The sequence below is a fragment of the Streptococcus sp. 2154 genome (genome assembly GCF_013277255.1).
Classification (GTDB): Bacteria; Bacillota; Bacilli; order Lactobacillales; family Streptococcaceae; genus Streptococcus; species Streptococcus pseudopneumoniae.
In genome coordinates this window covers 1-4,669 of record NZ_VMMK01000027.1, presented here as the reverse complement: position 1 = coordinate 4,669, position 4,669 = coordinate 1, and the positions used below count along the sequence as shown (strand labels likewise).

General features: G+C 38.3%; 4 protein-coding genes. 3 read left to right on the top strand and 1 reads right to left on the bottom strand.

Going from position 1 to position 4,669, the window contains the following annotated elements:
- The first annotated feature begins 205 nt into the window (after positions 1–205).
- Both mobV and HT693_RS04470 read left to right on the top strand, forming a co-directional pair.
- Positions 206–1,696, top strand: coding sequence for a MobV family relaxase (gene mobV / locus HT693_RS04475; RefSeq protein WP_172924939.1), 1,491 nt, complete (start codon positions 206–208; stop codon positions 1,694–1,696).
- Between the two features lie 976 nt (positions 1,697–2,672).
- Positions 2,673–3,482 carry a replication initiation protein gene (locus HT693_RS04470; RefSeq protein WP_000715517.1) on the top strand — a complete coding sequence of 270 codons (810 nt, stop codon included), beginning with the start codon at positions 2,673–2,675 and terminating at the stop codon, positions 3,480–3,482.
- A 173-nt stretch (positions 3,483–3,655) separates the two neighbouring features.
- Here the strand turns inward: HT693_RS04470 and HT693_RS04465 are convergent, their stop codons facing one another.
- A complete protein-coding gene (locus tag HT693_RS04465; RefSeq protein WP_000733562.1) occupies positions 3,656–4,114 on the bottom strand; it encodes a hypothetical protein in 459 nt (152 codons plus the stop codon).
- A gap of 64 nt (positions 4,115–4,178) precedes the next feature.
- Between HT693_RS04465 and HT693_RS04460 the strand changes: the two genes are divergently transcribed.
- Positions 4,179–4,466, top strand: coding sequence for a hypothetical protein (locus HT693_RS04460; RefSeq protein ID WP_078373521.1), 288 nt, complete (start codon positions 4,179–4,181; stop codon positions 4,464–4,466).
- The last annotated feature ends 203 nt before the right edge of the window (positions 4,467–4,669 follow it).

Sequence of the window (4,669 nt, the reverse complement as noted above, 5' to 3'; positions counted from 1 at the left end):
TAAAGTGGGCGGACTAGCTCTCTGCAAGAGCCTTCGGAGAACGCACTTTTACGAAGTAAAGTATAGTGCGTTATACTTTACATGGAAGTTAGCCGAAATTTGTGCTAAAATTCTAGCTAGAATGTTATCACAATAGACGAGCAATAGGCTTGCCGGCTCGTCTGTCATTCGCTACTCGAATGACCCACCTGAGGAGGTAAAAGTTATGAGCTACATGGTTGCGAGAATGCAGAAAATGAAAGTTGGGAATTTGGGTGGCGCATATAAGCACAATGAACGGATTTTTGAAAAGCACTCAAACAAAGACATCGACACGAGCAGGTCACACCTCAACTATGAGTTGACGGATCGTGACCGCTCTGTGTCGTATGAACGGCAAATTAAGGACTATGTGAACGAGAACAAGAGTTCTAAACGTGGGATACGGAAAGACGCTGTTTTGTGTGATGAATGGATTATTACGTCAGATAAAGATTTTTTTGAAAAGTTGGGCCAGGAGCAGACGAGAAAATTTTTTGAAACGGCTAAAAACTACTTCGCGGAGAATTACGGAGAAACCAACGTTGCTTATGCCAGTGTACATCTTGATGAGAGTACCCCACACATGCACTTAGGGATTGTGCCAATGAGAAATGGTAAGCTGTCATCAAAGGTTATGTTTAACCGTGAGGAGCTAAAGCATATTCAGGAAGATTTGCCAAAGTACATGAATGAGCATGGTTTTGAGTTGCAACGTGGAAAGCGAGATAGCAAAGAACAGCATTTGAGTGTGGCGGACTACAAGGAAAAAATGGGGCGTGAAGCTCTTAATCAGGAATTGCTAGATTTAGGAGCGCCAAAATATTGGCATACGGAAGAACGTAGACCTGCAACAATGTCAGAAATTCAAGATTATGAGGACATAGGTTCTTTGTTTGCAGATTCAGACGTGACATTTAACATCCGAGAAGCGACGTTGGAAGAGCGTTTCAAATGGCTAGACACTCATAGAAACGATTTAAGGGCAGATTTAGGACGTTTAGAGGGTGTCCTTGAGAAAAAGATTGACGAATACGGTAAAATCGATTCTGAGGCTTCTGAGAGGCTCTCAGAGCTATCTGAGTTAAATTCTGAGGTAAATAGTCGTCAGGAGGAAATAAAGGGGTTAAAAAGCGATTCTAAGCGTCTGAGCGATGATGTGGTTCGTCTGGAGAGAGCTCATAGAGAAAAAACGCAACTTTTGGTGGAACAATCAAGTAACTTATCGAAAATTTCGTATAGAGATTTAGATAGACGTCGAGTTGCCAAAGAGTTGCAGGAAGAATTAGAAAATGCTACTCCTAAACTGTTTGGCGATGGCTTTAATTTTGTTGGACGACTGAAGACGTTTGTGTCTGATGTTGTAGAGAAGCTGGAGCAGGCGGTCAATCAAAATGAGTTACTTAGAAATGCACTAGCAGGCATGAAAGAAGCAAAGAGTAGGCTTGAAAATAGCCTATCTCATGCAGAATGGAAAAATCAGCAATTAGAGACTGAAAACAAAGCATTAAAGCTAGAAAACAGGGAGTTGAAAGTTTCTAAAAATCTCTTAGATGACCTTTCTGAAGTCATAACAGAAAAAGAAGTAACCAGCCTCAATAAGCGTTTAGAAAACTTAAGAGAGACACGAGAACTGTCTAGGAAAAGACATGAGCCTACAAAAGGGCGGAGTATCTGAGCGATTTATGCCGTGAAAGCTATTTGACAATAAGCTAGGTCAAGTTAGACTGGTTAAGGCGGTTCAGTCTGAACTTTGTTCAGCTGACCGACAAACCAAAGACTAACGACCTAGGTTCCTTGTTGTCAAATAGACCATGGAATAAAGCAAGCGGACATGGTATAATAGCAATATTCTGGCACTAAGCCTTCGAAAGGAGGTGTTTAGCTTGTTAGAACTCATTACTCTTCTTGTTGTTGTCCGAGTAGTGTTGCCCTTAGCGTACGAGTTGGGGAAAGCCTATGGGATGAAGTGGATTGAAAAGCGCTTCGATGACAACGAGAAATAGTGTCACTTTTCACGAACGCTAGTGTGTTGTAGCTAGCGCAAAAAAGCACCCTAAGTCTTGGCGGACAGGGTGCTTTTCGTTTAGCGTGATGAACTCACTACTCTTGTTGTTGATTAAATTATAACATAGTTTTATAATGGGTGTCAAAAATAGACATTTGTGATATAATCAAATTGAGGCGCCTCAGCGATACGGTCGGTGGCGTGAATCTCTTTATAGGTCGGGCAACTGGAAACGGATAGCTCAAAGGGCACTATTTTGTGTCGGGTGTGGGACTGCCTTCAGCTTCGAGCTGTAAAGACCCCGGATGCATTTTTAAGAGATTGGCCCGATAGGGTCTTTTTTTTTGAAAAATTAAAAAAAAATGAAGGATTTTTTCTAAAGGAGTTACTTTCATACTTACTTTATAACTTACTTTATATATACTTTGGGGGTGTCAAAAAGTCAGTATTATCAAGGGTTTGCGAGGAGATAAGTGACAAAAAAGTACGTGATACATGACAAAAAAGTACGTGATACATGACAAAAAAGTACGTGATACATGACAAAAAAGTACGTGATACATGACAAAAAAGTAATAAATTACTTGAAGTTTGTCATGTAATATTATATAATCATTTATGACAAAAAAGTACGTGAGGTTAAGCCATGAAAAAAGGGAAGTCAGAAAATGCGTTTGAGGGCTTGATGTCTAGACAAGATTATCTAGTAGTACAAGCGAATGACCTAGCCAAAGCCTTTGGGAATTTAAAAGCCTTTGAACATAAGCTACTGGACTATTGTTTTAGCTATGTGACCAAAGAAAGCACTGCAACAGATACATTTACGACAAATGCAAAAGAGGTGCTGAAGCACTTTGGATTGAACGCTTCAGGGAAAAACTATGAGCGTGTGGCACGTGGCTTTAAAGCCCTAAACGAAAACACTGCGTTATATCTGCCAATCGTTGAGAATGGCGTTAAAGGGATATTGATGACCCAGTTATTTAGAAAAATTAAATTCTTAGCTAATGGCGAAGTGGAATTTATCTTTTCAGAAGATGCTGCGCCTTACGTATTTGCTTTACGTAGCCAGTTCTTCTCGTTCAAATTGGCAGAGTTAGCTCAAATCAAATCAAAGTATGCCATTATTTTGATGAAATTGTGGGAAGCAAATCGCTTTAAAAATCAACGTGTCACAACCATTCAAGGAGATTTAGACGATTGGCAAGATTGGTTTTTAGGGGAAGAGAGAAGAATGCCCCCTGCAATCTTTGCAAGGAACTGTCTGAAAGTTGGGGCAGAAGAGCTAGAGAAAAAATTAGGGGTAGATGTTTATCTAAACGTAGTTAAAAATGGCCGAAAGGTCATAGGCTATGAAATGCAGATTACTGATAATCGACAAGTACCAACTGCAGAGATAATCAAGCAAGCTGAAGAAAGAAGTCGACAGACAGATATTTATGATTTTTTAGATTAAGCACTGTTCAAAAATCTAAGTATGGTTCAAATGGTTGTAACTGTCATGGAAAACACTTGTTTATATCTAATTTATGAGTAAAAAGATGCTATTGAGATGAAAAAGCAGCTCGATGTTGATGAAATTTAAAGAGACTGGGACAATTTTGTCCCAGTCTCTTTCTTGTTAGTGAATTATTCTTCGTATAGAATTTCAGGGTTCGGTATGCTCATCCCTGAACCACCACTACTGTAATTATTTGTTTCTGATTGAGGAAGTGCTATTTGTATTCCACCAGGGCCGTAAGCTACACCTGTAAAAGTTACTCTTTTTATTTTTCCGCTTACATATATTGAACCACTAACTGATTGTCCTGCCCTACCTTGACCGCTTACCGGGTAATATAAGGTACGGCCATTTGTTAATGTAATACGAACTCCTCCAGAGAATTGATAAGAGCTTTTAGTATAAGGTCGTGCGTACCACCATGCTCTACTTCGGTTATCATAAATTTCTATTTTGGAAACTCCACCATTTCCAGTTGCAGTAGAATATGGGGTGATTTGGTTTGCTTTTGGAGTTTCGGCATATGTTGTAACAGTAAATGAAAGAAGAGTGAGAAAGGTAGTTATAAATAAAATAAGTTTTTTCATGGTAGTTCTCCTTTATTTTTTGTATGATTATATCAGAATATTTTTAAAAATGAAAGGGTTTTCTATGAAGGGTGATGTTTTTTTTGATTATTTTTTGAAATCACTTAGGTTTCATCTTGGTGATAGGTGTAAGGATATTGGATTTATAGAGTTTGCTAAGGATGAAAATAATAGTTTTATTATTATAAAGGATTATATTTTAGAATCATTAGTAGTGTTGTCAAATATTTTGAGTAAGGAGAGGATTGTGTTTTCTTGTGGGGTTATTCATAGTAAGGGGGGAGTTACTGGAGTAGAAGTATGTATGAATGTATTAGAGTTAGAAAGATTAAATAATTTGTATAAGATATAGTTTTGAAGAATATTAAAAAATATAATGGAAACTGTCTATGTAGGATGTGTGGAGTTGATAGTATCAATGTTTCCTATGGAGATAATTTTCTCAACTATGTTTACTTTGATTTTTTGGTCGGACAATAGCGAAGCCGTCCGACTGTCATTTTTTCAAAAAATGCCCTTGCGATTCGAGGGCTTTTTTTGTAGTTCGCCCTGGCA

Coding starts and splice junctions, on each gene's coding strand:
- HT693_RS04470 (WP_000715517.1), top strand. CDS start 2,673: ATGAAAAAAGGGAAGTCAGAAAATGCGTTTGAGGGCTTGATGTCTAGA.
- HT693_RS04465 (WP_000733562.1), bottom strand. CDS start 4,114: ATGAAAAAACTTATTTTATTTATAACTACCTTTCTCACTCTTCTTTCA.
- HT693_RS04460 (WP_078373521.1), top strand. CDS start 4,179: ATGAAGGGTGATGTTTTTTTTGATTATTTTTTGAAATCACTTAGGTTT.
- mobV (WP_172924939.1), top strand. CDS start 206: ATGAGCTACATGGTTGCGAGAATGCAGAAAATGAAAGTTGGGAATTTG.